20 protein-coding genes are annotated in these 22,271 nt (G+C 66.7%); 16 read left to right on the top strand and 4 right to left on the bottom strand.

Annotated features, from left to right (window positions below):
- Nucleotides 1-76: 76 nt before the first annotated feature.
- From Q8Z05_RS09465 to Q8Z05_RS09485, 5 genes are all read left to right on the top strand, one after another.
- On the top strand, nt 77-1,495 hold the full coding sequence (locus Q8Z05_RS09465) for a GntP family transporter (protein WP_305943205.1): 1,419 nt from the start codon (nt 77-79) through the stop codon (nt 1,493-1,495).
- Nucleotides 1,495-2,391, top strand: coding sequence for a class II fructose-bisphosphate aldolase (locus Q8Z05_RS09470; protein WP_305943206.1), 897 nt, complete (start codon nt 1,495-1,497; stop codon nt 2,389-2,391). The genes Q8Z05_RS09465 and Q8Z05_RS09470 overlap by 1 nt, the downstream gene beginning before the upstream one ends.
- 89 nt (nt 2,392-2,480) lie before the next feature.
- Entirely contained in the window at nt 2,481-2,873 is a 393-nt protein-coding gene (locus Q8Z05_RS09475) for a DUF1304 domain-containing protein (protein ID WP_305943207.1), read from the top strand.
- Between the two features lie 85 nt (nt 2,874-2,958).
- Nucleotides 2,959-4,281, top strand: a complete 1,323-nt coding sequence (locus tag Q8Z05_RS09480) for an acyltransferase family protein (RefSeq protein WP_305943208.1) — start codon at nt 2,959-2,961, stop codon at nt 4,279-4,281.
- Nucleotides 4,278-4,634, top strand: coding sequence for a GNAT family N-acetyltransferase (locus Q8Z05_RS09485; RefSeq protein ID WP_305943209.1), 357 nt, complete (start codon nt 4,278-4,280; stop codon nt 4,632-4,634). The genes Q8Z05_RS09480 and Q8Z05_RS09485 overlap by 4 nt, the downstream gene beginning before the upstream one ends.
- Before the next feature lie 9 nt (nt 4,635-4,643).
- On the opposite strand, the gene Q8Z05_RS09490 is transcribed toward Q8Z05_RS09485, so the two are convergent.
- Nucleotides 4,644-5,393 (bottom strand): GAF and ANTAR domain-containing protein, encoded by a 750-nt coding sequence (locus Q8Z05_RS09490; protein ID WP_305943210.1) that lies wholly within the window; start codon nt 5,391-5,393, stop codon nt 4,644-4,646.
- A 130-nt stretch (nt 5,394-5,523) separates the two neighbouring features.
- Between Q8Z05_RS09490 and Q8Z05_RS09495 the strand changes: the two genes are divergently transcribed.
- From Q8Z05_RS09495 to Q8Z05_RS09535, 9 genes are all read left to right on the top strand, one after another.
- Nucleotides 5,524-6,210: a hypothetical protein gene (locus tag Q8Z05_RS09495; RefSeq protein ID WP_305943211.1), complete on the top strand. Its 687-nt coding sequence runs from the start codon at nt 5,524-5,526 to the stop codon at nt 6,208-6,210.
- Between the two features lie 181 nt (nt 6,211-6,391).
- The gene (locus Q8Z05_RS09500) at nt 6,392-8,374 is read left to right on the top strand and encodes a glycosyltransferase (protein ID WP_305943212.1); all 1,983 of its coding nucleotides are present in this window, start codon (nt 6,392-6,394) and stop codon (nt 8,372-8,374) included.
- Nucleotides 8,371-8,700 (top strand): STAS domain-containing protein, encoded by a 330-nt coding sequence (locus Q8Z05_RS09505; RefSeq protein ID WP_305943213.1) that lies wholly within the window; start codon nt 8,371-8,373, stop codon nt 8,698-8,700. The genes Q8Z05_RS09500 and Q8Z05_RS09505 overlap by 4 nt, the downstream gene beginning before the upstream one ends.
- On the top strand, nt 8,700-9,131 hold the full coding sequence (locus Q8Z05_RS09510) for an ATP-binding protein (RefSeq protein ID WP_305943214.1): 432 nt from the start codon (nt 8,700-8,702) through the stop codon (nt 9,129-9,131). The genes Q8Z05_RS09505 and Q8Z05_RS09510 overlap by 1 nt, the downstream gene beginning before the upstream one ends.
- Before the next feature lie 206 nt (nt 9,132-9,337).
- Entirely contained in the window at nt 9,338-10,927 is a 1,590-nt protein-coding gene (locus Q8Z05_RS09515; RefSeq protein ID WP_371745953.1) for a pyridoxal phosphate-dependent decarboxylase family protein, read from the top strand.
- The gene (locus Q8Z05_RS09520) at nt 10,924-12,273 is read left to right on the top strand and encodes a lysine N(6)-hydroxylase/L-ornithine N(5)-oxygenase family protein (protein ID WP_305943215.1); all 1,350 of its coding nucleotides are present in this window, start codon (nt 10,924-10,926) and stop codon (nt 12,271-12,273) included. Before Q8Z05_RS09515 ends, Q8Z05_RS09520 begins: the two co-directional genes overlap by 4 nt.
- A complete protein-coding gene (locus tag Q8Z05_RS09525) occupies nt 12,270-12,863 on the top strand; it encodes a GNAT family N-acetyltransferase (RefSeq protein WP_305943216.1) in 594 nt (197 codons plus the stop codon). The genes Q8Z05_RS09520 and Q8Z05_RS09525 overlap by 4 nt, the downstream gene beginning before the upstream one ends.
- Nucleotides 12,860-14,743 (top strand): IucA/IucC family protein, encoded by a 1,884-nt coding sequence (locus Q8Z05_RS09530; protein WP_305943217.1) that lies wholly within the window; start codon nt 12,860-12,862, stop codon nt 14,741-14,743. The genes Q8Z05_RS09525 and Q8Z05_RS09530 overlap by 4 nt, the downstream gene beginning before the upstream one ends.
- 117 nt (nt 14,744-14,860) lie before the next feature.
- Nucleotides 14,861-15,667, top strand: coding sequence for an SDR family NAD(P)-dependent oxidoreductase (locus Q8Z05_RS09535; RefSeq protein WP_305943218.1), 807 nt, complete (start codon nt 14,861-14,863; stop codon nt 15,665-15,667).
- Here the strand turns inward: Q8Z05_RS09535 and Q8Z05_RS09540 are convergent.
- Entirely contained in the window at nt 15,603-16,685 is a 1,083-nt protein-coding gene (locus Q8Z05_RS09540) for an FUSC family protein (RefSeq protein WP_305943219.1), read from the bottom strand. The two genes, Q8Z05_RS09535 and Q8Z05_RS09540, sit on opposite strands and share 65 nt — an antisense overlap.
- 143 nt (nt 16,686-16,828) lie before the next feature.
- Nucleotides 16,829-18,421, bottom strand: a complete 1,593-nt coding sequence (locus tag Q8Z05_RS09545; RefSeq protein ID WP_305943220.1) for an MFS transporter — start codon at nt 18,419-18,421, stop codon at nt 16,829-16,831.
- Nucleotides 18,422-18,999: 578 nt separating this feature from the next.
- Here Q8Z05_RS09545 and Q8Z05_RS09550 point away from each other — a divergent pair.
- Nucleotides 19,000-19,221, top strand: coding sequence for a hypothetical protein (locus Q8Z05_RS09550; RefSeq protein WP_305943221.1), 222 nt, complete (start codon nt 19,000-19,002; stop codon nt 19,219-19,221).
- A gap of 74 nt (nt 19,222-19,295) precedes the next feature.
- Complete coding sequence (locus tag Q8Z05_RS09555) at nt 19,296-19,550, top strand: hypothetical protein (protein WP_305943222.1); 255 nt, start codon at nt 19,296-19,298, stop codon at nt 19,548-19,550.
- A 101-nt stretch (nt 19,551-19,651) separates the two neighbouring features.
- Here the strand turns inward: Q8Z05_RS09555 and Q8Z05_RS09560 are convergent, their stop codons facing one another.
- Nucleotides 19,652-22,252, bottom strand: coding sequence for an ATP-dependent DNA ligase (locus Q8Z05_RS09560; protein ID WP_305943223.1), 2,601 nt, complete (start codon nt 22,250-22,252; stop codon nt 19,652-19,654).
- Between the last annotated feature and the right edge of the window lie 19 nt (nt 22,253-22,271).

A 22,271-nucleotide genomic window follows, 5' to 3' on the forward strand; every position in this document is an offset into this window, starting at 1 on the left:
CGACGGCGGTCCCCCCTCCGCCGTCGTCGTACCACCCGTCCGGCCAGCCGTCCTGGCCTGTCAAAGGAGACACCCAATGAGCGCTCTCGCTCTTCTGGCCATAGCAGTCGCAGGCGTGGCCTTGCTGCTTGTGGCAGTGATCAAGTTCAAGATTCCTGCTTTCCTGGCACTGCTTGTCGTCAGCGTCGGCGTAGCCCTCGTCGCCGGAATCCCCCTTCCGGACATCATCAAAACGGTCACGGAAGGCATGGGTGGAACGCTTGGTTCCGTTGCCATCCTGGTGGGCCTCGGAGCCATGCTCGGAAAGATGATCGAAATCTCCGGCGGAGCGCAGTCGCTGGCCGGAAAGTTCACCCAGCTGCTGGGCCCGCGCCGGGTCATCGCGGCACTCACCGCGGCGGCATTCCTGCTAGCCATCCCGGTGTTCTTCGACGTCGGATTCATCATCCTGATTCCCATCATCTACGGCTTCTCCAAGGCTGCAGGCGTGAACCCGATCAAGATCGGCCTTCCCGTCGGCGCCATCATGCTGGCAATCCACGTAGTGGTTCCGCCGCACCCCGGCGTCGTCGGCGGTGCCGGCATCCTTAAGGCCGATATCGGCTGGACCACGATCTTTGGCCTCCTCATCTGCATCCCCGTCGGTATCCTCGGCTACTTCGTGGCCAAGAAGCTGAACCGCCGCGAATACAGCATGCTGTCCACCACAGCCGAGCAGTTCCGCCTTTTCGGCAGCGGCAAATCGGAAGTCGAGCAGGACTCACCGCAGGGCACGTCGAAGTCGTCCGTGCTCACCGCCGTCAAGACGGCCCCCAGCCCCGTGATGATCATCACGCTGATTGTCCTGCCCATCCTCATGATCATGGTGGGCACGGTGGGTGCGGTCATCCTGCCCAAGGACTCTTTCGGCTCCCAGCTCGCCGCTTTTGTTGGCGCACCCCTCATCGCCTTGCTGACGGCCCTGGGCCTCGCCTACTACTTCCTCGGCATCCGCCGCGGCTGGTCCTCGCAGCACACGGGTGAAGTCATGGACTCCGCGCTCGCTCCCACCGCGATCGTGATCCTGGTGACCGGCGCCGGCGGCGTATTCGGCAAGGTCCTGACAGTTTCCGGCATCGGCAAAGCGCTGGCCGAAGGACTGCAGTCCGCAGGCCTCCCCGTCATCCTGATGGCCTTCATCCTCGCCGCCATCCTGCGCGCTTCGCAGGGCTCTGCCACCGTGGCCATTATTACGACGGCGGGCCTCCTCGCCGCCTCAGTGGCCGACGGCGGCTACTCGCCGGTGCAGACCGCGCTCATCCTTGTTGCCATCGGCTTCGGCGCATTCGGACTCAGCCACGTCAATGACTCGGGCTTCTGGATCGTTACCCGCTACCTCGGCTTGTCCGTGTCCGACGGACTCCGCACCTGGACCGTCCTTACCACCATCCTGGGCCTGGCCGGCTTCGCCCTGACCTTCGTCGCCTGGATCCTGGTGGGAGGCCTGAGCGCCTGATGCGTGCCCGACTCGACCACCTGGTGGTGTCCGCCCTCCAGCAGGGCGCAGCCGTTCCGGCCTTCACCTGCTACGACTTCACCACGGCGCTGGCCGTGGTGGAGGCGGCCGAAGGGGCCGGACGCGGCGCAATCCTGCTGGTGGCCCCCAAGACTGCCGCCACCCCCAACGGGCTGCGGCTCATCACGGCGCTCCGCGGACTGGCGGACGCCGCCAGTGTCCCCATCGCCGTGCAGCTGGACCACGCTTCCGATCTCCGGGTGATTGCCGACGCCGTCGCGGCGGGTGCGGATTCGGTCCTCGCGGACGGTTCCTCCCTGCCCTACGAGGACAACATCGCGCTGGTCCGCGAAGCGCGCGCCGCGCTGGCAGCGCAAGGCCATGCCGACGTCGTGATTGAAGCGGAACTGGGCGGCCTGGCCGGCGACGAGGACCGCGCCTTCGGTGCGGACGCGTCAGGTCCGTTGACGGACGGCACCGCCACGGATGCAGGGTCCGGCACCGCCGGGCTGACCGATTCCGCCCAAGTGGAGGACTTCGTGGCCCGCACCGGCGCGCAGCTGCTGGCCGTCGCCGTGGGCAACGTGCATGGCAAGTACAAGGGGGAGCCGCAGCTGCGGTGGGACGTGCTGCAGGACATCGCGGTAAGGACGCACATCCCGCTGGTGCTGCACGGCGCCTCCGGCATCCCCGCGGAGGAACTGGTCAAGGCCGCCGCCATGAACGTGGGCAAGGTGAACTTCAACACCGAGCTCCGCACCGGCGTCCTGGCCACGCTGGAATCCGAAACCGCTCCGCACCGCGCCGACGGCGAGAACCTCCAGGGACTGCTGGGGAAGTGGAACGCCTCGGCCAGGGACTTCGCCGCCGGAGCCCTGTCCACCCTCACCAAGTAGGAGTTTTTGTCCAGATAACGGGAGTTGGAGGGCCATTAGCTCGCGATAAGTGGACAAAAACTCCCGGCGAGGGGGGCTAGGATCAAGCCATGATCCCGGCCTCCCTCGTTCTTGCGTTCATCGCCGGCCTGCTGCACGTCTACATCTTCACCCTGGAGTCCGTCACGTGGACGCGGCCGGCCACCTGGAAGCGCTTCGGCGTCGCCTCGCAGGCCGACGCCGAGACCACCCGCCCGTTGGCGTACAACCAGGGCTTTTACAACCTGTTCCTGGCCGTCGGCGCGCTGGCCGGGATCGGTGCGGTCCTCCTCGGTCAGCCGGTCATCGGCTGGACCCTCATCTTCGCGTCCTGCGGATCCATGCTGCTCGCCGCCGCCGTCCTGGCGCTGAGCGGGCGGAAGTACCTCCGCGCCGCCGCAACGCAAGGCACGACGCCGTTGCTCGCCGTCGTGCTCGGCCTCCTGGGGCTGCTCACCGCCTGAGCCGGCACGGTTTCTGGTCCTTGACGGACGCCCGGCGGACAATGGACAGTACGCAGAGTATCGTTCGGTGTCCGTAGGGAGCGCAATGGGTGTTCCGCAGCCGCAGCAGCCGGCACGCGATGTCGTGATCGACCTTGCCCGCTTCTTCTGCCTGGCGCTGGTGGTGGTGGGGCACACCATGATGGTCAGCCCCGTGCTCCACCCCGACGGAACCGTGACCACCGAGAACACCCTGGCCCTGCAGGACTGGTTCGAACCGATCATCTGGATTTTCATGGTGATGCCGCTCTTCTTCGTGGCCGGCGGCATCACCGGGCTGCAGTCCTGGCGGCGGCTCAAGGCCCGTGGCGGGACCGGCCTCGAATTCGCCCAGGCGCGGCTGCTGCGCCTCATCCGCCCGGCCGCTGCACTGTTGGCCGTGATGTTCGCCGGGCTGTGGGCGGCCCGCCTGTCCGGCGTGGAACCGCAGGTGGTGGAGCTGATCGTCACCGGCGCCGGAATGCCGCTCTGGTTCCTTGCCGCGTACCTGGCTGCCCAGCTGAACATTCCCCTGCTCGCTGCGCTTCACGACCGTTCCCCCTGGCTTGCCGTGGCCGGCCTCACCACGCTGGTGGTGGCCGTGGACTGCATCCGCGGCGCCCTTCCGCTGCTGGCCTACGCCAACATCCTGTTCCTGTGGTGTGCCGTCCAGCAGTTGGGATTCGTCCTCGCCGACGCTCCGGCGGGGAAGCCCAGCCCCTCCACCCTGATCGCTGTCATCGTGGCGAGCAACCTCCTCCTGGGCCTGGTGACGGGCCTGGGGCTGTACCGGGGCAACATGCTGGTGAACCTGAACCCGCCCAACTTCTGCCTGCTGCTCCTTGGTGCGGCGCAGGCGGCCGCGCTCCAGCTCTCCCGGCCGGCGCTCACCGGAGCGGCCTCGGCCCGTTGGGTGCGGGCCGTGGTGGGCCTGGCCGGACGGCGGGCCATGACCGTCTACCTGTGGCACCTGCCGCTGCTGGCCGCGATGTCCGGCCTGTTGCTGCTCATGGACTTCCCAAAGCCCTCAGCCGGCACCGCCGAATGGTGGTGGTCGCGGCCGCTGGTCCTGCTCGGCATCATCGCCCTCCTGCTGCCCGTGCTCGCCGTTTTCGGGCGGCTCGAGGAACGGCCGACGGCGTCGGCCCGCTCCCGCCGCCGCCCCGCCGCCGCCGTGGTGACCGCCGTTGTGGTGGTGTTCATCCCGGTGGCAGACGCGGCGGTCAACGGACTGACGCTCGCCCTGCTGGGCGGGGGAGCGGTGTGCTTTACCTTGGCCGTGCTCCTGCTGGGCCGGATTCCCGTCGGGGCCGCCGCGCCGGACGGCACGCCGGGCGGCCCGGACGGACCATTGCCACAGGCGCCTTTAAGTGCCAATGTCGAACCATGACGGAGAACACGGTATCCACGGAAGACACCTTCAGTCCGGACGTCACCACCATCCGGAACGATGAGCTCCACCGCTACGAACTGCGGGTGGGCGGGAAGCTGGCAGTGGAGTCGCGTTTCGTGGACAGACCCGGGCACGTGGACTTCATCCACACCGACACGGCGAAGGAATTCGCCGGGCAGGGGCTGGCAAAGGTGCTGGCGCATTTTGCCCTTGACGACGTGGTCTCATCGGGCAAGCGGATCATCCCGCATTGCCCCTTCATCTACGGCTACCTGAAAAAGCACGACGCGTACGGCCAGTTCATCGACTGGCCCGAACAGCCGCCCACGGACGAGGTGACCGCCTCCTAGCGGAGCGGCCTAGGCGTCGAAGTGCGTTGATGGTGTTGTTGATGGTGTTTCGGGCGCGAACGATTCGACGAGCTTTTCCGCCATGACCCGGAGCTTCTGGTTCCGGCCGCTGGACGCCTTGGTGAGGATGGCCATCGCCTCCGCCTGCGAGCAGCGGTTCTGCCCCATGATGATGCCTGCTGCAAGATCGATGACGGTGCGGGATTCCATGGCGGTCCGCAGGTCCGCAGCCAGTTGCTGCTGGACGCCGATCCTGACCGCAAGCCGAAGCGCCCTCTCCGCCTGCGAAGCAAACAGTTCAGCCTTCCGGATCGCGGCGGCGTCGAAAACGTCCGCGGCCGGGGCAAACACGTTCAGTGCAGCGGCGGCGCCTGTGTCCAGGGTGAGCGGGACGCCCAGCACGCTCAGGCGCCCCAGCGATGCAACGGCAAGGCCATAGTCCGGCCAGCGAGGGTCGGCGCGTGTATCCGGGACCAGCACCGTGGTGCCCGTGGACATCGCATGGAGGCAGGGACCCTCGCCGTAGTTGTGCTGGATCTCGTCGAAGAGACGGGCCTCCGGGTCGCTCCAGGCAGCCGTAGTGGTGCGGTGGTGGCGGCTCAGCGTAACGGCGCACGAAACCTCCTGCCCGAGGCTGCGCGACAGGGAGCTGGCGGATAGCTCGCACAGTTCCGCGAGGAATCCGTTGACGTCCTGGCTGCTGATGACCAGATCCTGCAGCTGTTCGGCCACGGATGTGCCCAGCGTGATCTCGTCCATCTCTTAAGTCTAGTTGTGGCCAGCGGCTAATGACCCGGTGCGTTCAGGCCAGCTTGTGGCGGGGGCAACTAAATCGTATGGTTTAGGTGAGTTATGAAGCTGGCTCTTGGATGTCTCATTGGGAGAAGCCTTGAACCATAAGCTACGTGTGCTGGTCCGTGTGGATGTCGACCCCGGACGTGTGACCCTCGAAGTCGCCGGCTGCCTGACCCAGGCCAACTACCCCGTGCTGCTGCACATCATGCGCCGCGGGCGCCGGCTCGCACCGAAGCAGGACATTACGGTGGACCTCCAGGGCGCGTCCCATCTTGACCCGGAAGTCCTGATGTACCTGCGCCACATCGCCGAACGCGAGGCCGCCGAGGGCGGGCCGGGCACCGAATCCCGCGGGAGCGCCGTCGAAGCGTTCCGGCTCACGCTCGCCGAACCTGCGGAACTGCCGATCTGCCTTGAGCATGCCGGACTGGCAGGCGGGGAAGAAGCCACCCTGGACGGCAAGATCAACGCCCTCCTCGACGCTGATGCCGCCTCCGGTTTCGACATTGACGCCGTTCCGGCAACAGTCGGGGAGCAGCGCACCATTGATGGCCTGGAGCTGTCCGAGTACCTCGAGGGGAACCTGGATCCCGCCTCGACGGTCCGTGCGTTGTCTGACGACGCCCTCGGTAAATTGGCCGATGCCCTCTACCGGCACCTGGACACCCGCAGCCCGTCCTTCGGGGCGCACACCTGGTATGAACTGGCGGCTGAGGAACTCCACCAGAGGCACCTGACGGAGCCCGACGGTCCGTCCCAGGAGGAGATCGCCGCCAGTTGACGCCGGCGCGCGAGGTCCAGGCCACGTCACCAGCGGCGTCGTGGCCCGACTGCCGCGTCTGCGGATAGGGTTGGACTGACTCAGGTCAGCCAGCCGGTCCTGCTCCATTGGTCTCACTTCGGAGCGGATCCTCAACGGGCGGCTGACTGCACCGACGAGGACCCAGGGGGACATCCGGGCCATGACACCACGGCAGCTGATTATCAGGCTGATCGTTCTGGCCACCGCCATACTGGGCCTGAATTACATCATTTGGCGCTGGATGGTTTCTATCAACTGGGAAGCCTGGTGGATCGCGGTCCCGCTGGTCCTGGCCGAAACGTACTCCCTGGTGGACTCCCTGTTGTTCGGAGTCACCATGTGGCGCTACCGGCAGCGGGGCACGCCGCCCCTGCCGCCGCCCGGCCTGACGGTGGACGTGTTCATCACCACCTACAACGAGCCGCTGGACCTCGTGATGGGGACGGCGCGGGCCGCCAGGAACATTGAATATCCGCACAAGACCTGGATCCTCGACGACGGCAACCGGGCCGAACTGCGTGCCATTGCCGAAGCGGAAGGCATCGGCTGGATCACCCGTTCCGAGGACTGGGCCGACCGTCCCCGCCACGCCAAGGCAGGCAACCTCAACAACGCGCTGCTCGCCACGGACGGCGAGTTCATGCTCATCCTGGATGCCGACCAGATCCCGGACCCCAGGATCCTCGACCATACGCTGGGTTATTTCAACGACCGCAGGATGGCCCTGGTCCAGACGCCCCAGGTGTTCGTCAATGTGCCGCCCAATGATCCGCTGGGCAGCCAGGCGCCGCTGTTCTACGGCCCCATCCAGCAGGGCAAGGACGGCTGGAACGCCGCCTTCTTCTGCGGTTCCAACGCGATCATCCGCCGGGAAGCGCTGATGCAGCTGGGTGTCATGCGGTACGTCTCGGAAACGGAACTGGCCCTGAACAAGGCGCTTCGGACGGCGGACAAGGTGGTGGCCAAGGCCCGACGCCAGCTTGGACCCGGCCAGGAGCGCCTGGCAGCCGCACTGTCCACCGTGGCCACAGACCTGCAGCAGGTCCGGCGTGAGCTGAACGACGGGCAGGCCATTGCCGATGTTACGTACCGGTTCCAGGAGCGCGTGGGCGCTGTGGCCAGGAACCTGGTGGCGGAAGACTTCGCGGCGCTGCATGCGGAGCTGAACTCCATCGAGGGGCTGTCCCGGACCATCGACGTCGACGGTTCGCTCGCCGTCGTCGACGACGTTGCGCTGGACAGGCTTTCGCAACGCGACTGGTCCCCGCTGGGAGCCGTGGAAACCGTCCGCGTGCTGATCGAGTCGGTCAACGCCGAGAAGGCCGGCGAGGCGCAGGCACTCATGCCGCTGGCCACCATTTCGGTCACCGAAGACATGGCCACGTGCATGCGGCTGCATTCCCTCGGCTGGGAATCCGCCTACCACCACGAAAAGCTGGCCGACGGACTGGCCCCCGAGGACCTCGATTCGATGCTGACGCAGCGGCTCCGGTGGGCCCAAGGCACCATGCAGGTCATGTTCCGGGAGAACCCGCTCCTGCAGAAGGGGCTAAGCCTGGCCCAGCGGCTGATGTACCTGGCCACCATGTGGAGCTACCTCGCCGGGTTCGCCGCAGTGGTCTATATCGCTGCCCCGGTCATTTACCTCACTCTGGGAATCCTGCCGGTGCAGTCCTTGAGCAACGAGTTCTTCCTCCGGCTCATCCCCTTCCTGGTGGTCAACCAGATCCTGTTCTGGGTGGTGGGGCGGGGCGTGAAGACGTGGCGCGGCCAGCAGTACTCCCTGGCCCTTTTCCCCACCTGGATCAAGTCCGTCACCTCCGCGTTCGGGAACGTGTTCCTGGGCCGGGACCTGGACTTCCGCGTGACACCCAAGACGCTGCAGGCACGCAACCGTCTGCCGTGGCACCTGGTCCGGCCGCAGCTGATCGCCATGGCCGTCCTGGTCCTGGCGGCACTGGTGGGCGTCATCCGGCTGCTGCTGGGCCAGGGGGACTTCCTGGGCAGCTCGGTGAATTTTGTGTGGATTGCCTTTGACCTGCTGATCTTCAGCGTGGTCATCGAGGCCGTCCGCTACCCCGGCTACGACGCATGGCTGGACAACAAGTCGCTGGACAACAAGAAGAAAGAGGAACTTCCGTGATCGAATTCAACAATGAAACCCTGGCCAACGGCGTGGGCGTGATCCGTCCCGTAGGCCGGCTGAATATGGTGTCCGCCCCGCACCTGGGAGCCAGGATCGATGCGCTCATCGGCGACGGAACGGTGCGGCTGGTGGTTGACCTGGCCGGCACTGATTTCATCGACTCGTCCGGCCTGGGCGCCTTGATTACCGGGCTGAAGAAGACGCGGCAGGCCGGCGGCGACCTTCGGCTGGCCAACCCCACAGCGCAGATCACGGCGGTCCTGGAAATGACCAACCTGAACAAGGTGCTGCAGCCGGTCGCTTCGGTGGACGGGGCCTATTGATGAGCCGCCGGTTCGGCCTGCGCGCCGCCGCCGTTCCCGAAAGCCTGGAGCTGATCCATGGGCTGCTGGCGGAAGTCTGGGCCGGTGAACCCGGGATTGAATCCATGGACCGTATCCGGTTCGAGACGGCGCTCATCGAGGTGGCGTCCAACATCATTGAGCACTCCCAGCCTGCCGGCACCGACCCCGTACGGTTCGTTCTGGCCGTGGAATGCGAACCGGAACGGCTCTATGCAGAATTCACGGACAACGCCAAGCCGGCCGGAATCGACCTCGCGGCGGCCGAACTGCCGGATGACATGTCCGGAAGCGGGCGCGGGCTTGCCCTTGCCAAGGTGGCGCTGGACCAGTTTTCCTACGCCAAGGAGGACGCCGGAAACCGGTGGACCCTGCTCTGCCGGCGCAGATCGACAGCCACCGCCGCGCACTAAGCCCCGCACTAAGCCCCGCACCAAGGGCGAATTCTGCCGCAACAGCGCCTCCAGCGACAGTCAATGACGCTCCGTTGAGCTTCGAAAACCCCGAGAATCCGCCAATTCAATAATTAGCTCACAAAAGTTTGACTAAAAGGTTCACCTAAGTAAGGCTTGCCTTGCTACGTTAGCGCGCCTCCAAACGCCTACCAAAGGAAAACCTTGTGACGCTGTTGCCCCGTGTGGACGAGAAACCCCTGGACCTGCCTGCCCCGACCGGCGGGCACGATTTCGGCTCCCGGGTGGAGCTCGCCCTCGCCGCCACCAACCACCTCTTCAACTCCCGCAATGCGCCCCGCTACGTGGCGCAGGTGCTCCAGGGGGTCAATGCCGTGGCTACCAAACTGGAGCGGACCACCCGGCCCTTTACCGGCGTCGGGCCCCAGGAACTCAAGGCGCGCGTCGGCGCCGTCAACCTGGACTCCCCGCTGCCGGACACCGCCGCCGCGCTGGCGGAACTTGAAGAGGTGTACCTGCAGGACGCCGTGTACTTCCACGATGCCAAGTACGCCGCCCACCTGAACTGCCCCGTAGTCATCCCGGCGCTGGTGGGGGAGAGCATCCTCTCGGCCGTGAATTCCTCCATGGACACCTGGGACCAGAGCGCAGGCGCCACCATGATCGAGCGCCGGCTGATCGACTGGACCGCGGGGCGGCTGTCCCTGGGCGCCGGGGCGGACGGCGTGTTCACCTCCGGCGGGAGCCAGTCCAACTTCCAGGCCCTGCTCATCGCCCGCAACCATGCCGTGGCCGGACTGCGGACGCTGCCCGGAAACGCATCCCTCCGGCTGCCGGGCCTGCTGGACAAGCTGCGGGTCTTTACATCCGAGGACAGCCACTTCAGCATCCGGAAGTCCGCATCGATGCTGGGACTCGGGTACGACGCCGTCGTACCCGTGGCGTACGGGGCGGACCACCGGATGGACCCCGCCGCGCTGGCAACCGCCCTGGCGCAGGCAGCCGACGCCGGGCTGGTACCGATGGCCGTGGTGGGAACCGCCGGGACCACGGACTTCGGAGCGGTGGATCCGCTCCCGGAACTGGCGGCCCTGGCCAAGGCCTACGGCGCGTGGTTCCACGTGGATGCCGCCTACGGCGGCGGCCTGATGCTCTCCGGCCGCTACGGCCACCGGCTGGACGGAATCGGCCTGGCTGACTCGGTCACCGTGGATTTCCACAAGACCTTCTTCCAGCCCGTCAGCTCCAGCGCCCTGCTGGTACGGGACCGGGCCATGCTGCGGCACGTGACCTACTACGCGGACTACCTCAACCCGGAAAGCGCGGCCCTGGCGGAGATCCCCAACCAGGTGGACAAGAGCATCCAGACCACGCGCCGTTTCGACGCCCTGAAGCTCTGGCTCACGCTCCGGATCATGGGGGCCGATGCCGTGGGCGCCCTGCTGGACGAGGCGATCGACCTTGCCGCCCGCACCGGCCGGGTCCTGGACACGGACCCCGACTTCGAGCTGGCCGCCGCGCCGCAGCTGAGCACGCTCGTGTTCCGCTACCGCCCGGTCCTGGCTGACGGCACCCGCCTGGCTGAAGACGCTGCGGACACCCTCAACCCGGCAATCCGGGCTGCGATATTTGCCTCGGGCGAGGCGGTAGTGGCCGGAACCAAGGTGGCCGGCAGGCACTACCTGAAGTTCACGCTGCTCAACGCTGAAGCCACTCCGGAAGACATCAACGCGATCATCGGGCTGCTCCGCAGTACCGGCGAAGCGCTGCTTGCCGGGCAGGAGGCGGCGGCGTGAGCGGCGCACACATCTACGACGTCGCAGGTATCGGCGTCGGACCCTTCAACCTGGGGCTCGCCGCGCTCGCCGAGCCCGTGGACGGACTGGATGCGGTGTTCCTGGAACGCCGCGACTCGTTCGACTGGCACCCGGGCATGATGCTGGAACCGGCCCACCTGCAGGTCCCGTTCATGGCGGACCTGGTGACGCTCGCCGACCCCACGTCGCCTTACTCGTTCCTGAACTTCCTCAAGCAGACGGGCCGGCTGTACCGCTTCTACATCCGGGAAAACTTCTACCCGCTGCGCGCCGAATACAACCAGTACTGCCAGTGGGTGGCCGGGCAGCTCGGTTCCGTGCGGTTCGGCACGGACGTCCGGGAGGTCACGTACGACGACGGCGTGTACACGCTCATCGTGGACGGTCCCGCGGGGCCGGAGGTGCTGCGTGCACGGCGGCTGGTGCTGGGCACCGGAACGTCACCGTACGTGCCGGCGGCCTGTGGCGGCATAGTGGACGCGGCGGCCAACGGCGGCGGGGGACTGGTCCTCCACAACGCCGACTACCTGTTGAGGAAGAGTGAACTGCAGCGGCAGCGGAGCATCACCATCGTGGGCAGCGGCCAGAGTGCGGCGGAAATCTACTACGAGCTGCTGCAGGAGATCGACGTCCACGGGTACCAGCTCAACTGGGTCACCCGGTCCGGCCGGTTCTTCCCGCTGGAATACACCAAGCTGACCTTGGAGATGACCTCGCCCGAATACGTGGACTACTTCCACGGGCTCCCGCAGGAACAGCGGGACGGACTCATCAAAAGCCAGAAGAACCTGTACAAGGGCATCAACTCCGAGCTCATCGACGCCATCTACGACCTCCTGTACACCAAGAGCCTCTCCGGGCTGGTGGACACGCGGCTGCTGACGCACTCGGCGCTGACCGGCGCGTCGTGGGACCCGGCCGCCGGTTCGCACACCCTCCGGTTGCGGCACGGGGAGCAGGGGGCGGACTACTCGCTGGACACCGAAGCCGTGGTCCTTGCCACCGGCTACGGCTACCGCGAGCCGGAGTTCCTGGCCGGGGTGCAGAGCCGCATTGCAAGGGACACCAGCGGAAGGTTCGCCGTGGAGCGCAACTACAGCACCGGCGTCGAACCCGGCGAAATCTTCGTCCAGAACGCCGAACTCCACACCCACGGCTTCGTCACACCGGACCTGGGCATGGCGGCCTACCGCAACTCCTGCATCCTGCGCGAGATCTGCGGCCGCGAGGTCTATCCCGTGGAACGAAGCATCGCCTTCCAGCAGTTCGGGGCGCCGGCGATGGCAGAGCCAGTCATGGCCGGGGCGGCAGGAGTACGCGCATGAGCTTCACGTTCCGCTGCTTCGACCCCGACGCCGACGCCCAACTCCTCCACAGCTGGGTCACCCGGCCCTATGCCTCCTTCTGGGGGATGCAGTCCGCCACCGTGGCGGACGTTGTGGCGGAATACTCGAAGATCCAGTCCAGCGGGCACCATCATGCGCTGCTGGGGCTCGACGACGGCGTCCCCGCCTTCCTGATGGAGGAGTACCTCCCGGTCCGCTCACCGCTGGCAGGACTCTACGCCGTGCAGCCGGGCGACATCGGCATGCACCTGCTGGTGGCCCCGCCGGCCGGCCCGCCGCGCACCGGCTACACCGCAGCGGTGATGGAAGCGGTCCTGGACCGGCTCTTCGCCAAGGACAGGGTGGAGCGCGTTGTGGTGGAACCGGACGCCCGGAACCATAAAATCCACGTCCTCAACGAGCGGCTGGGCTTCCAGCCTGCCGGAGAGGTGGTCCTGCCGGACAAGCGGGCCCTGCTCAGCTTCTGCACGCGGGAGGCCTTCCACACCGCCCGCGCAGCCCTCCATTCACCCCCGGGGCACCAGTCCCCGATCCACCAGTCCCCGATCCGCCAGGGAGTATCACTATGACCACCGCTGACCTTGAATCCGTCCTCGCCGCAGGAAACGCCGCAACCCACCTCACTCCGGAGCGCTGGGACGCGGCCAACCGGCACCTCGTCCGCAAAGCGCTCGCCGAGTTCTCCCACGAACGCATCCTCAGCCCGGAGCGGACCAGCGCCGGCGACACCGCCGGGCCCGCCGCCGGGGACCGTGCCGGATCCGCGTCACAGCCCCACGCCTACCGGGTGCTGAGTGACGACGCATCCGTCGAATACCGGTTCTCCGCCAGGATCCTGCACCTTGAGCACTGGTCGGTCGACGCCTCCTCCATCACCTGCAGCCGCGACGGGCAGGACGCACCCCTGGATGCGCTCCGGTTCATCACTGAATTCCGCAACACCCTGGGGATCCGGCAGGAGATGCTCCCGGTCTACCTCGAGGAGGTCAGTAGCACCCTTTCGAGCCATGCCTACAAGCAGTGGGCCGGGCAGCCGTCGTCCGCCGAACTGGCGGCCGGTGTGACCCGCGGGGCGGACGCCGCCACGGACTTCCAGGCCATTGAACGGAGCATGACCGAGGGCCACCCCTGCTTCGTGGCCAACAACGGCCGGCTGGGCTTCGGCATCAGCGATTACCGTGCCTTTGCTCCGGAAGCCGGCGCCCCGGTGCAGCTGGAGTGGATTGCGGTGCACCGGAGCAAGGCAGTGTTCACGTCCAGCGCCGGACTGGACTATGCCGCCCACCTTGAGGCCGAACTCGGGGCCGACGCCCTGGCCTTCTTCGACGCCGAGCTCGGCGCCCTTGGCCTGGACCCGGCCGGGTATTTCTTCATGCCCGTGCACCCGTGGCAGTGGGAAAACAAACTGACTGTGACCTTCGCGGCCGACATCGCCCGGCAGCACATCGTCCACCTCGGGATCGGCGCAGACAGCTACCAGGCCCAGCAGTCCATCCGGACCTTCTTCAACACCGCCGCGCCGGAAAAAACGTACGTCAAAACGGCCATGTCCGTCCTGAACATGGGCTTCATGCGGGGGCTGTCGCCGCAGTACATGAAGGCCACACCGGCCATCAATGACTGGCTCCAGGAGCTGATCCGAAGTGACGCTGCCCTCCAGGACCGCGGGCTGGCATTGATCCGGGAGGTGGCCGCCATCGGATACCACAACGAATACTACGAGGCGGCCGCGGCCAAGGAATCGCCCTACCGGAAAATGCTGTCCGCACTGTGGCGGGAAAGCCCCCTGCCGCAGCTGGCAGACGGACAGCAGCTGGCCACCATGGCCTCGCTCCTGCACGTCGATGCGGCCGGCAAGCCCATGGTGTCCGCGCTGATCAAGCAGTCCGGACTGGAGCCCGGGGAATGGCTCCGGCGGTACTTCGAGGCGTACCTTGTTCCGCTGGTCCACTGCCTGTACCGCTACGAACTGGCGTTCATGCCGCACGGCGAGAACGTGATCCTGGTGCTCCAGGACGGTGTGCCGGTGCGGGCCGTCATGAAGGACATCGCCGAGGAAATCGTGGTGATGGGTGACCGGCTCGAGCTGCCGGAAGCCGTGTCCCGGATCAAGGTGGACATTCCCGACGGCGAGAAGGTCCTTGCCATTTTCACCGATGTGTTCGACTGCATCTTCCGGTTCCTCGGCGCCCTCCTCGAGGAAGACGGCGTCCTCAGCGGCGGGGAGTTCTGGCGCATCGCGGCAGAAGCAATCCGCGAGTACCAGTCCGGGCACCCGGAACTCGCGGACCAGTTTGCCCGCCACGACCTGTTCGCGGCGGACTTCCAGTTCTCCTGCCTCAACCGGCTGCAGCTGCGCAACAACCAGCAGATGCTGGACCTCACGGATCCGTCCGGGGGCCTGCAGATGGCGGGCAGGCTGGCGAACCCGCTGGCGGCGTTCGCCTAGGGTGCTCCGGCCGGGCGGCCGGCGAGTCCCGCCGTCGAGATGGCATGTCACGGCAGTCCCAGGCTTCACCCCTGCCGCGACCTGCCATCTCGGCGCGCGCGCCACTAGGCTTCTGCCATGACCGCACAAGTTCCCGGAACCACTGCCCTGATCACCGGCGCCACGGCGGGCATCGGCGCCGAGTTCGCCCGCCAGCTCGCAGAGCAGGGCCACCACGTGGTGCTGGTGGCCCGGGACTCGGAGCGGCTGCGGGCCGCCGCGCACGAGCTGGAGAACAACTACAGCATCACCGCCGAGGTGCTTAGCGCGGACCTGACGGACGACGCCGGAGTGGCCGCCGTCGTCGAACGCCTTTCCGACCCGTCCCGCCCGGTGGACATCCTGGTCAACAACGCGGGGACCGGGTTGCTGAAGCCCTTCGACCAGAACAGCCTGGACGAGGAACGCAGGCATCTGCGGCTTCACGTCCAGGCGCCGCTGGAACTGTGCCACGCCGCCCTTCAGGGGATGCTGGCGCGCGGGTCGGGCCGGATCATCAACGTGGCCAGCGTTGCGGCGTTTGCCAACCGGGGGAGTTACTCGGCAGCGAAGGCCTGGCAGGTGACGTTCAGCCGGTGGGCCAACCTGGCCTACGCCGGCAACGGGGTGAAGGTGACGGCGGTGTGCCCGGGCTTTACCCACACCGAATTCCACGACCGCATGGGCATGGACAAGACCGTGGCCCCGCGCTGGTTGTGGCTGCACGCCGACCGGGTGGTCCGGGAAGGACTGGCGGACAACGAACGCGGCCGCGCGGTGTCCATTCCCACCAAGCGGTACAAGCTGGTTGCGGCGGTGTCCCGCGCGGTGCCGGCACGGTTCACGTCGGGCCCGCCGCGGCGGCCTGTGAACGAGGGCTCCGCCGGCGGCGGATCAGCACAATAATTGCAATTCCGATGACCGCCCCCACCACGGTTTCCACGGCACGTTCCATGATGAGAATACGGGGGTCAGCGGGGGCGGCGAGCTGCGTCATGAGCAGGATCACGGGGGTGAAGGACACCATGGCCAGGCCGTAGTGGCGGGTCATGAAAAGCTCGGTGGTGAACTGGAACACGATGACCAGCACCGCCAGCACGGCCGCTTCCGCTCCGGCAAACAACCTCAGCGGGGCCCAGGGGCCCGGGAGAAGCACGACGGCGACCAGCACCAGCCCGAGGAAGGTCCCCATCATGCGGTGGAGACCGCGGTGCACGCTGCTGGGCAGGTCGGCTCCGGCGAGCGGAACGGCTGCGGCGGCCATGGCCCAGTGCGGGTGGCCGCTGCCGCTGAGGACGCCTATGGTGCCTGCGGAACCTACCGCCATGACGTAGCGGGCCGCATGGATCATTGCGGCCTGCCCGCGCGGTCCGCTGAGGGGTGCTGCAGCCCGGACCGCGCCGGGCTGCCACGTCCGACCGCGGACCCAGCCGCCAAAGCCGATCACGATGGAAAAGGCCGCGGATGCGGCGGCGATGAGAAGCGCTGCGAACCAGGGCACCGTGGTGGGGACGGAAGCGCAGGCACCCAGCGCAAGGATGCCGAAGAACGGGCCGTTGGGCTTCAGGTTCACCCGGTCGGAGAACACCGAGCCGACGCCGGCCAGAACGGCCTCCACGCCCACCAGCCACCACGAGTGCAAGTGGTTGACGGAGAGGAAGACGCCCACGCCCACGCCACCGAGCAGGACCAGGGCGGCCTGGGCCTGGTGGACGAGGCGCAGCTGGTGCGGCTCAGAGCGGCCATACATTCCGGTGAGGGCGCCGAAGACGGCGTAAATCATCAGGTCCGGGCGTCCGAGGAACAGGAGGACGAGCGACGGCACGGCCACGCTCACGCCGACACGGAGCGCTGACAGGCGATCGTTGTTGGCGGGGCCGAGGCTGTGCAGGGTGCGCAGGTGCCGGAGGAGGGCTTCGTTCACAGGTCCCTCCGATCTTCCGTGCTGTCGTTGTGCGTTCTTCCGCCAAAAAGTCTGCCAGACGCGCGGGAGGCCTGCTTTGCACGCTGTCACAAACGAACATCGTGCAAAGCAGGCCTCATCGGGCGGGGCTCCGGACTACAAGGTCAGGCCTTCGCAGGAACCTTTTCGGTTTCCCTCAGGTCGTCCTCAAACGGCATTTCGTCGAGGTTGATCAGCGGGTTCTCGTCCTGGGTAGCCACGAGCTCCTGGGCCTCAGCCTTGGTGTCCACGCTGGGCATGGAACCCGGCAGGGGCCGGTTGGCCGATTCCTTCAGGAAATAGATGGCCACCGCACCGATGGCCGAGGTGGCCATGAGGTAGTACGCAGGCATCATGTCGTTGCCGGTGGCGGTGATCAGCGCCGCCACGATGAACGGCGTGGTGCCGCCGAAGATCGCCACGGAGAAGTTGTACGCGATGCCCATGGCGCTGTAACGGCTGGCCGTGGGGAACTGGGCAGGCAGGGCCGAGGCCAGGTTGGCCACATAGAACGTGACCGGGAAGGCGATCAGTGCAAGGCCTGCCAGAGTCGACCAGATGTCGCCGACGCCGATCAGCAGGAAGGCCGGTGCTGCCAGCACGATGGTGCTTAGGGCGCCGATCCACAGGACCGGTCGGCGTCCGATGCGGTCGGAAAGCTTGCCGGTCAGCGGAATGCACAGGCTCATGACCACCAGCACGGGGATGGTCAGCAGTGTGCCGTGGACGGGATCATAGCCCTTGGACTCCGTGAGGTAGGTCGGCATGTAGGAGGTGAGTGCGTACCCGGCGGTGTTGGCCGCGGCCACAAGGATCATGGCAACAATGATCGGGCGCCAGTTGGCCTTCACAACACCCACGGGGCCCTTGGCGGCAACATCCGAGGACTTGGCTGCTTCCTTGCCGAGCTCTTCCTGTGCGTCCAGGGTTGCCTGGAACTGCGGGGATTCCTCAATCTTGCTGCGGAAGTACACCGCGATGAGGCCCAGCGGGCCGGCGAGCAGGAACGGAATACGCCAGCCCCACTCCTCCATGGCAGCCTGGCCCATGGTCAACTGGAGGGCTGACACGAGGGCGGCACCCATGGCAAAGCCGAGGTAGCTTCCCAGGTCAAGGAAGCTGGCGAAGAAGCCGCGGCGCTTGTCCGGGGCGTACTCGCTCACGAAGGTGGTGGCTCCGGCGTACTCGCCGCCGGTGGAGAAGCCCTGCACGATCTTCAGCAGCACCAGCAGGGCAGCCGCCCACAGTCCGATCTGCGCGTAGCCGGGGAGGAGGCCGATGGCGAACGTACTTGCTGCCATCAGCATCAGGGTTGCTGCCAGGACCTTCTGCCGGCCCACCTTGTCACCGAACCAGCCGAAGATCACACCGCCGAGCGGGCGGGCGATGAAGGTGGCGGCAAACGTGCCCAGCAGGAACAGCGTCTGCGTGGACGGATCGGATTCCGGCAGGAACACCGGGCCCATGGTGGTAATCAGGTAGCCGAACACTCCAACGTCGTACCATTCCATGGTGTTGCCCACGATGGTTCCGCCGAGTGCTTTCTTGAGCATCGGCTTGTTGACGACGTTGACGTCGGAGACTTTGAGTCTGCGGCGAGGCAATAGCCTCGGCTTCTTGGCGCTTTGGGGCGCCGCGCCCGGGGGCACAATATTGTCGGTTCCGCGGGCGTTGTCTACGCCTGCTGAAGAGTCGGTCATGCTTCGGTCTGTGGGCATTTGGGCTTCTCCTGTGGAGGTCATTTGCTTGCGACTTGTAGCTGCCCCGCTCCGGGCAGGCTTTCAATTTTACGCGATTCCCATGGTGTTTCCGAGTTCGGTGGCGTATGATCCGGGCTTTCCGGTACCTGCCAAGGCCGAAAGCGGAAATTCTTTTGCGCTGTTTCACCGCGCCAGTACTGGAAATCCGGCGGCTTGTTGCATCGTTACCAAACCTTTTTCTCCGACCGGCCCAAAAAGCGCCCCAAAGCGCCGAAAAAGGGGCTCTGCGGGCGCCGGCAGCACGCGACCGATCAACGCAGGAATCCACCCCGCACGGGGGTTTCCAACGGGCCGGATCACTGTCTAAGGTTGAGCCATGGGAACACTGAACTTTGGATAGGCCCGCGGCCGTCAGCGGTTGTACCTGCTGGCCTGTCCCGCCTGCCGCATCCGCCGGCCCACGCTAGCTGAGGCGAACCTCCGCATTGATCCCCTCCGGCGACCCCCGCCGTCGTCGTTTCTCCATCGCGATCTTCCAGCGTGCGCGTCCGAACCTCATCACCGCCACCCGATTCCGTCCCACAAGGAGAGCTTCCGTGACCGACAAAACCAACAGCAAGAACGCCGAGCCCGCATCAGACCCGAAGACACGGGCGCCGGAGGACGAGGGCGTCAAGTCCAGGCTGACGGACGCCCAGCGGGAAATGCTGGCCAGCAAGTCCCGTGGGGGCGCCGGATCGAAGAGCGTTTCGCACGGCCACAAGCCCACGCATGCAAGCGGCAAGCAAGGCCCTGTCCAGAAAAAAGTCCGCTGGTAGGCCCTGCAGACAAGCAGTTTCTGCAGACCTAGTATTGGTGGACACTTCATTTCAATGCGGAAAGGAAGAGCACAATGGCTGAGAAAAATCCTGGGGGACAGCTCGAGCCGGAACTGGCCAGCCACCTGGCCGAGTCCATGGACGAGGTGCCGGCGCCGGAGCTGACGGCCCCCGCCGGCCCGGTTACAGGCGGCAGGCAGTGGCCGGACGGCAACGGCAAACGCCGCCATCCCAAAGAGCGCGGCACCGCTCACGGACGGATGGGCCATGAGGCAGCGGTCACCGCGGTCCACCGGACCGGCCGGCCGCAGATGCCGCACTCCTCGTAAACGCTCAGCCGGGCGACACCTGTTCCAGGTGTTGCCCGGCTTTTTCGTGTCTTCCGGTGCCCGAGGGCGTGCCCGAATGTCAGGCGGGCCGGGACACAGCGTCAGCCGGATTCCGCCACGATCTCGTCGGCGTTTTTGTCCAGGCGCCAGCCGCGCCATACCGGGTGCCGCAGCTTCCCGCCGCCGGTCCATTCTCCGAATGTCACTTCGCCCACCAGCTCGGGACTGACCCAGTGCGCATCGGAGGCATCGGCGGCCGGGACGTCGGTGAACGGGGAGGTCTTCCGCGCCAAGGTGTCCAACTGCAGCCGCAGTTCCGTCAGCTCCCGGTCGCTGAATCCGCTGCCCACGCGGCCCACATACCGCAGGGTGGCGCCGTCGGGGATGCCCACCAGGAGCGACCCCACGGAGTTTTGCCGTGACCCCTTGCCGGGGCGCCAGCCGCCCACCACCACTTCCTGGGTGCGCTCGAACTTGAGCTTCAGCCACGACCTGCTGCGTTCGCCGCTGACATAGCGGCCGTCAACGCGTTTGGCCATGATCCCCTCAAGGCCCAGTTCCCTGGCGCTTTCCAGGAGGTCCTCCACCTCGTGGTCCAGGACCTCCGACAGGTGCACCGGTCGGCCTTGCGGCCAGTCCAGCTGCTCCAGGCGCGCCCGCCGCTTCCTGAGCGGCGTCCGGCGGAGGTCCTCACCTGCGACGGACAGCAGGTCGAACACCATCAGCTGCACCGGTGTGGCGGCCCGGGTCCTGGCGACGTCGGCCGCTTTGGTCAGTTTCATCCGCGTCTGAAGTAGCCCGAAATCGGGCCGCCCGGAAGGCCCGACGGCGACGATCTCGCCGTCGGCGATGAAGTTTTGCTCCGGCCAGCAGGTGCGGTCCGTCAGCTCCGGGTAGCTTGCGGACACGTCGTTGCCATTGCGGCTGATGAGCCGGATCCTGGTGGCATCGGCAACAATGAGCGCCCGCACGCCGTCCCATTTCAGCTCGAACTGCCAGTCCATGCCACGAAGATCGGCGGTGGTCCCGGCACCAGCCAGCATTGGCGAGATATCAGGTGAAAAGGTCAGTGCGGGATCGGGCGGGGCCTCGGGTGAGGAATCCGGCCGGGCATCAGCCGCCCCGTCCTCCTGCTGTGATGCTGACGGGTTCTTTGATGCTGACGGGGCACGGGGTGCCGGCGGAGCCGCGTGCGGCTTGCGGTCCATCAGATGGATGAGCCACTGGGATTGTTCTGCCCCGTGCTGCTGATCGCTGTCGCGGCTGGTCCTGATCAGCGCGAATTTCTTCGTCCCTCCCAGACCGCCGCCGTCAGCCCCCGTGAGGGTGGCGATGACTTCCTTGCCCGCGATCCATTTGTCGCACTCGTAGTACCCGTGATCCCAGATGCTGACGGTTCCGGCGCCGTACTGGCCTTTGGGGATGGTGCCGGCGAAATCGAGGTAGTCCATGGGGTGGTCCTCGGTCTGGACGGCGAGGTGGTTCTGGGTCCCGCTGGCGGGTACTCCCTTCGGCAGGGCCCAGGACACCAGGACGCCGTCCCGTTCCAGCCGGAAGTCGTAATGCAGCCGGCTGGCGTGGTGCTCCTGGATGACGAAGCGCTCCCTGATGGTGCCCGCGCCGGGATCCGCCCGGTGCCGGTCCGCGCTGAACGGTTCCGGTGTCCCTTCCGGATCCCGCATGGAGCGGTACTTTTCCAACCGCGGGTCGGTGCTGCCGCCGTCGGCCGTTCCATGTCCTGCCTCGCTGCCGGACCGGCCGCCCGGACTGCCGCCGTCAGTATCGCCGCCGGGATGGTCCTGCACATTGCCGCCACCCGCGGAGACCGCCGCGAACGGATCCTTGCCGTCCTTCACGCGCCGCATGACCTCCCGGTAGTCCAGTTGCTTCAGTGCGGGGGAGGCCAGTTCACGCCAGGTCCGCGGCGCGGCCACGGTGGGGCGGAGCCGGCCACGAAGGGAGTAGGGGACAATCGTGGTCTTCGCCGCATTGTTCTGGCTCCAGTCCACCAGGACTTTGCCGGTGCGGAGCGTCTTCTTCATGTCACTGACGGCAAGGTCCGGATGGTCCGCCTCCAGGGCACGGGCAAGTTCGTGGGCGAAGTCGGAGATCTGGTCCGAGCCCTGCGTGCCGTCGAGGCCGGCGTAGAGGTGGATGCCCTTGCTGCCGCTGGTCACCGGCACAGGGTCCATGCCAACGTCCTTCAGGATGGCACGGGCAAGCCGGGCCACCTCGGCGCACTCGGCCAGCCCGGCGCCCTCGCCTGGATCCAGGTCCAGCACCAGCCGGTCCGGGTTCATGGGATTGCCGTGCGGGTCCACGCGCCACTGCGGGACGTGGATTTCCAGCGAGCCCATCTGGGCCAGCCAGATCAGGGTGGCAGCGTCGTTGACCAGCGGGTACTGGTTGGTGCGCTCCTTGTGCCGGATGGAGGCGCGCGGAATCCAGCCGGGTGTGGAGTCCTCCAGGTTCTTCTGGAAGAACATCTCACCCGGCGCCTCCGCGGTGCCCACTCCGTTCACCCAGCGCTTGCGGGTGGCGGGCCGGTTCACCGCGGCGGGGATCAGAACCGGAGCAACGGCGGTGTAGTACGCCAGGACGTCGGCTTTGGTGGTGCCCGTCTCCGGGTACATCACCTTGTCCAGATTGGTGACCACCAGTTCGCGGCCCTGGACCCGGACACGTTCCCTACTGCCGGCCAAAGGTCTTCACCTCCGGGCA

It is taken from the genome of Arthrobacter oryzae, assembly GCF_030718995.1.
In the GTDB taxonomy this organism is placed as follows: domain Bacteria; phylum Actinomycetota; class Actinomycetes; order Actinomycetales; family Micrococcaceae; genus Arthrobacter; species Arthrobacter oryzae_C.

Excerpts from the sequence above, each read along its gene's own strand:
- Q8Z05_RS09465 (WP_305943205.1), top strand. The coding sequence starts at position 77 with ATGAGCGCTCTCGCTCTTCTGGCCATAGCAGTCGCAGGCGTGGCCTTG.
- Q8Z05_RS09470 (WP_305943206.1), top strand. The coding sequence starts at position 1,495 with ATGCGTGCCCGACTCGACCACCTGGTGGTGTCCGCCCTCCAGCAGGGC.
- Q8Z05_RS09475 (WP_305943207.1), top strand. The coding sequence starts at position 2,481 with ATGATCCCGGCCTCCCTCGTTCTTGCGTTCATCGCCGGCCTGCTGCAC.
- Q8Z05_RS09480 (WP_305943208.1), top strand. The coding sequence starts at position 2,959 with ATGGGTGTTCCGCAGCCGCAGCAGCCGGCACGCGATGTCGTGATCGAC.
- Q8Z05_RS09485 (WP_305943209.1), top strand. The coding sequence starts at position 4,278 with ATGACGGAGAACACGGTATCCACGGAAGACACCTTCAGTCCGGACGTC.
- Q8Z05_RS09490 (WP_305943210.1), bottom strand. The coding sequence starts at position 5,393 with ATGGACGAGATCACGCTGGGCACATCCGTGGCCGAACAGCTGCAGGAT.
- Q8Z05_RS09500 (WP_305943212.1), top strand. The coding sequence starts at position 6,392 with ATGACACCACGGCAGCTGATTATCAGGCTGATCGTTCTGGCCACCGCC.
- Q8Z05_RS09510 (WP_305943214.1), top strand. The coding sequence starts at position 8,700 with ATGAGCCGCCGGTTCGGCCTGCGCGCCGCCGCCGTTCCCGAAAGCCTG.
- Q8Z05_RS09525 (WP_305943216.1), top strand. The coding sequence starts at position 12,270 with ATGAGCTTCACGTTCCGCTGCTTCGACCCCGACGCCGACGCCCAACTC.
- Q8Z05_RS09530 (WP_305943217.1), top strand. The coding sequence starts at position 12,860 with ATGACCACCGCTGACCTTGAATCCGTCCTCGCCGCAGGAAACGCCGCA.
- Q8Z05_RS09535 (WP_305943218.1), top strand. The coding sequence starts at position 14,861 with ATGACCGCACAAGTTCCCGGAACCACTGCCCTGATCACCGGCGCCACG.
- Q8Z05_RS09545 (WP_305943220.1), bottom strand. The coding sequence starts at position 18,421 with ATGCCCACAGACCGAAGCATGACCGACTCTTCAGCAGGCGTAGACAAC.
- Q8Z05_RS09555 (WP_305943222.1), top strand. The coding sequence starts at position 19,296 with ATGGCTGAGAAAAATCCTGGGGGACAGCTCGAGCCGGAACTGGCCAGC.